This is a genomic window from Desulfobacula sp. (genome assembly GCF_021107415.1).
The window spans coordinates 1-4,232 of the sequence record NZ_JAIOSW010000010.1; the positions used below are offsets into that span (position 1 = coordinate 1).

Annotated in this window: 7 protein-coding genes, 1 tRNA gene and 1 pseudogene; all 9 read right to left on the minus strand. The window is 38.3% G+C overall.

The annotated features are described in order from the left end of the window. Nucleotides 1-581 (minus strand): annotated as a pseudogene (locus tag K8S13_RS00400) (DNA-directed RNA polymerase subunit beta); the annotation flags it as partial. A 101-nt stretch (nt 582-682) separates the two neighbouring features. Further along, a complete protein-coding gene (rplL, locus tag K8S13_RS00405) occupies nt 683-1,069 on the minus strand; it encodes a 50S ribosomal protein L7/L12 (protein WP_291459624.1) in 387 nt (128 codons plus the stop codon). Between the two features lie 76 nt (nt 1,070-1,145). Beyond that, complete coding sequence (gene rplJ, locus K8S13_RS00410; protein WP_291459625.1) at nt 1,146-1,670, minus strand: 50S ribosomal protein L10; 525 nt, start codon at nt 1,668-1,670, stop codon at nt 1,146-1,148. A 164-nt stretch (nt 1,671-1,834) separates the two neighbouring features. After that, nucleotides 1,835-2,527, minus strand: coding sequence for a 50S ribosomal protein L1 (rplA, locus tag K8S13_RS00415; protein WP_291459626.1), 693 nt, complete (start codon nt 2,525-2,527; stop codon nt 1,835-1,837). Between the two features lie 24 nt (nt 2,528-2,551). Then, a complete protein-coding gene (rplK, locus tag K8S13_RS00420; RefSeq protein WP_291459627.1) occupies nt 2,552-2,974 on the minus strand; it encodes a 50S ribosomal protein L11 in 423 nt (140 codons plus the stop codon). Nucleotides 2,975-3,070: 96 nt separating this feature from the next. After that, entirely contained in the window at nt 3,071-3,601 is a 531-nt protein-coding gene (nusG, locus tag K8S13_RS00425; RefSeq protein WP_291459628.1) for a transcription termination/antitermination protein NusG, read from the minus strand. Between the two features lie 15 nt (nt 3,602-3,616). Beyond that, nucleotides 3,617-3,988 carry a preprotein translocase subunit SecE gene (gene secE / locus K8S13_RS00430; RefSeq protein ID WP_291459629.1) on the minus strand — a complete coding sequence of 124 codons (372 nt, stop codon included), beginning with the start codon at nt 3,986-3,988 and terminating at the stop codon, nt 3,617-3,619. A 66-nt stretch (nt 3,989-4,054) separates the two neighbouring features. Further along, a tRNA-Trp gene (locus K8S13_RS00435) sits at nt 4,055-4,131 on the minus strand. A 14-nt stretch (nt 4,132-4,145) separates the two neighbouring features. Next, a partial coding sequence (rpmG, locus tag K8S13_RS00440) for a 50S ribosomal protein L33 (RefSeq protein ID WP_291459630.1) occupies nt 4,146-4,232 on the minus strand: 87 nt, incomplete at its 5' end.

The following is a 4,232-nucleotide window of genomic DNA, read 5'->3' on the forward strand; positions in this document are numbered from 1 at the left end:
ATTTCCATATCAATCCAGGACCCTCTGACAGGAATTATTCTGGCACTGTATATAATTTTGCCTGTGGAATAATTTTTGCCTTTATCATGATCAAAAAATACGCCTGATGATCGATGCAACTGACTTACAACTGCTCGTTCAGTACCATTAATAATAAAAGTCCCCTGTCGTGTCATCAATGGTATGGTACCAAAATAAATTTCTTGTTCCTTAATATCACGAATCGTTGAAATAGCAGTGTCCTTGTCCTGATCATAAACAACAAGTCTAACTTTGATATTTATGGGAATGTCATAGGTCATTCCCCTTGAAGTGCATTCTTTCATGGAATGCTTTGATTCACCAAAAGAATACGAAACATATTCCAATGATGATGTATCTGTAAAATCCTTGATGGGAAAAACAGATTTAAAAACGGCATGGAGTCCTTTTTCTTCCCTTTCTTCAGGTACAACACCTTTTTGAAGAAAACTCTCATAAGAATCTCTTTGCATTCCTATTAGATCAGGAATATCAATGATTTTTCTTTTGCTGCCAAACTCTTTTCTAATACGCTTATTTATCAAAAGACTTCCGGTCATGATATCTCCCAGTTGAATTTTTCCAACCGTAAAAGCGGAGACATGGCACTATTGCCTTGCCCCCGCATAAATTCTATGCACCTTAAAACTTTGTAAACTAACTATTTTACAGAAACCTGTGCACCGGCTCCTTCTAATTTTTCTTTAATTTTATCTGCTTCTTCTTTTGGAATTGCCTCTTTAACCGCCTTTGGTGCTTCTTCAACAAGCGCTTTTGCTTCTTTAAGACCCAGGCCTGTAATTGCTCTTACTTCTTTGATAACATTGATTTTCTTGTCACCAAATGTTTCAAGGATAACATCAAATTCAGTCTGTTCTTCTACTTCAGCAGCATCACCACCGCCAGGCGTTACACCGGCAGCAAATGCCATCGGTGCTGCAGCGGTTACACCAAATTTATCTTCAAGTTCTTTTACAAGCTCTGAAAGGTCTATAACACTCATGTTTGATATAAACTCAATAACATCATCTTTTGTGATATCAGCCATTATTTTCTCCTAAATAAAACGATAAAGAATATTTTCTTTTTAATTGATAATTTTTAATTAATAATTGCTACTTTATTTACGCAGCTTCTTTTTGATCGGCAATTGCATTAAGAACATTAACAAAAGCTCGAGGAACGCCGGAAAGAACATTAACAAATGAGATTGGAACCGCATTAAGCGTGTAAACCACTTTGCCAAGGAGTTCTTGTTTGGATGGCATTCTTGCTAAGTGTTTTATCTCTTCAACGGTGAGAAGCTTTCCTGAAAAAGCGCCTGCTTTAATTTCAAGTTTCTCATTTTTTTTGGCAAAATCAACCAGGATTCTTGCCGGAGCAACAGGGTCATCCTTTGAAAAAATAATGGCATTGGGCCCTTTGTAAAAATCTTTCATCAAAGCCGCATCCGTGCCTTGAGATGCTCTATTCAGCAATGAATTTTTAACAACTTCAAGCCGTGCACCTTCATTTCTGAGTTGCGCACGAAGATCAGTCATTTGCAACACATCCAGACCTTTATAGTCAATCAGTATGGATATCTCAGATTCTGATACTTCTTTTGCTAGCCTTTCAACCAGTTCTTTTTTTTGGGAAATATTCAGCAATTTTCTTACACCTCCTTCCATTCATTATATTTTTTCGAAGGTGCCAACTAAACCAAAAGAAAATCTTATTAATTTTCTGTCTCGGTGGGCCGGCAAATCCGATTATGCACTTTAAAAAAGTACACCTACTGTCTATGACAGGTTTTAAACTCTATTTTAACACCCTATTTTATCAATAAAGGATCCACTTTAATACCCAGACCCATTGTTGAAGATATGGTGATTGTTTTTAAGTAAGTTCCCTTGCTTGAAGCAGGTTTCAGCGCCACCAATTTTTCTAAAAAAACTTTAGCATTTTCAGTCAATTTCTGGGCTCCAAAAGATACTTTTCCGATGGGTGCATGAACAATCCCTGCTTTTTCTACTCGAAAATCAATTTTCCCTGCTTTTAATTCGTTTATTGCTTTTTCAAGTTCAAAGGTAACCGTTCCTGTTTTAGCATTCGGCATCAGCCCGCGAGGTCCCAGAATTCTTCCCAGCTTTCCGACAGACCCCATCATATCCGGAGTTGCAATGGCTTTGTCAAAACCAAACCATCCGTCTTGAATTTTTTTAACGGTCTCTTCATCGGCAATAAAATCTGCCCCTGCGTCCAGGGCCTCTTTTTCTTTCTCACCCTTTGCAAACACTAATACTTTTACCTCTTTACCAAGTCCATTGGGCAATATAACCGTACCCCGAACCATTTGATCGGCATGCCGAGGGTCAACGCTTAACCTCACGGCAACATCAACAGTTTCATCGAACTTTGCATGGCTCGTCGAAACCGCAAGTTCCAGGGCATTCAGTGGATCATATTGAACCGTTCTATCAACCTGTTTAAGTGCTTCTGTCTGTTTTTTACTCCGCTTTGGCATTTTTCATCACTCTTTTACTTAAAGTTAAACTACTTCTATCCCCATGCTTCTTGCTGTACCTGCAATAATCTTCACAGCTGCATCAATATCCGAGGCATTTAAATCTTCTTTTTTGGTTTCTGCGATTACAACAAGTTGGTCCCTGGTAACTGTTCCAACCTTCTCCCGATTGGGCTCACCTGACCCTTTTGTAATCTTTGCTGCAGCCAGCAACAATCTGGATGCCGGTGGTGTTTTTGTAATAAAGCTAAATGATCTATCCTGGTATACAGTGATAACGACGGGAATGATAGACCCTGCGTCGTTGGCAGTCTTTGCATTAAAAGCTTTACAAAAATCCATAATATTGACGCCATGCTGACCTAATGCCGGCCCAATGGGCGGAGATGGATTGGCTTTTCCTGCTTCAACCTGAAGCTTTATTTGTGTCATTACTTTTTTTGCCATTGTTTTTAAGCTCCTGAAACTCAACTTTGATAGTGGGATTTAAGATTTGAGAAAAATAATATCAGTACTCACATCTCACTTTTCACTACTCTATTATTATATTTTGGTAACCTGTATAAAATTCAGTTCTACCGGGGTTGCACGTCCAAAAATACTCACTAGAACTTTAATCTTTTCCTTGTCAGGTGACACATCTTCCACTGTACCATTAAAACTTGAAAACGGTCCATCAATAACCCTGACTTCATCGCCCGGTTCAAAAAAATATTTTGATTGAGGCTTATTCTTACCCTGCTGCATTTTATCAACAATGCTTTGAGCCTCTTTCTCACTTATGGGTGCAGGTTTATTTTTCCCGCCTAAAAAACCGGTAACCTTTGCTGTAGAACTTACAATATGCCATGTCTCATCATCCAAATGCATTCTAGCCAGAATGTAACCGGGATAAAATTTTCTTGAAGATTCCCTTTTCTTTCCATTAACAAGTTCCACAATATTTTCAGTCGGAATAAGAATCTCCCCAAACTTTTCAGGATGCTTGGAAGCTTTTATTTTTTCTTCCAGAGCAACCTTTACTTTTTGCTCATGACCTGAATACACATGTACGACATACCATTTTAGAGACATGTTACTTCCCTTGTTTTATGTCAGGACAACCTGAACAAGCTTTGAAAGACCGAAATCAAATAGCCCTAGAAAAACTGCAATAACAAAAACAAAAATTATAACAACAATGGTTGTCCCGGTGGTCTGTTTACGAGTTGGCCAAGTCACCTTTTTTAACTCTATCTTGACCTCCCTGAAAAAATCCATTGTTTTTTGGAAGAAATTCGGCTCCCCAGTTTTTGCATCCATTAAACTTTTTTCTGACTTTGCTTTTAAAGAACTTGCTACTATTGCCGATTTTGAACTTGAAAAACCTGAAGGACTATCAGACGAACCCGTTGGATTCTCTGCTACAGCCCTTTGCTTTTTCTTTTCACTAACAGGCTTTTTTTTCTGTAATCGTGACATACAACTCCTAAGTTTATCTTAGCAACCCGAATCATTTTTTGCATTTGGGTTGCAAGACTAAAAATGTGGCAGGTCAGGAGGGATTCGAACCCACAACTGCCGGATTTGGAGTCCGGAGCTCTGCCAATTGGAGCTACTGACCTGCAAAAAACTATTACTATTTTACCTTTGTTTCTTTATGCATTACATGCTTATTACAAAATTTGCAGTATTTTTTAAACTCTATTTTATCTGGAGTTTTCCG

What these genes read in the sequence shown, in the direction of transcription:
- nusG (WP_291459628.1), bottom strand. Translation starts at nt 3,601, where the DNA reads ATGTCTCTAAAATGGTATGTCGTACATGTGTATTCAGGTCATGAGCAA.
- secE (WP_291459629.1), bottom strand. Translation starts at nt 3,988, where the DNA reads ATGTCACGATTACAGAAAAAAAAGCCTGTTAGTGAAAAGAAAAAGCAA.
- rplK (WP_291459627.1), bottom strand. Translation starts at nt 2,974, where the DNA reads ATGGCAAAAAAAGTAATGACACAAATAAAGCTTCAGGTTGAAGCAGGA.
- rplL (WP_291459624.1), bottom strand. Translation starts at nt 1,069, where the DNA reads ATGGCTGATATCACAAAAGATGATGTTATTGAGTTTATATCAAACATG.
- rplA (WP_291459626.1), bottom strand. Translation starts at nt 2,527, where the DNA reads ATGCCAAAGCGGAGTAAAAAACAGACAGAAGCACTTAAACAGGTTGAT.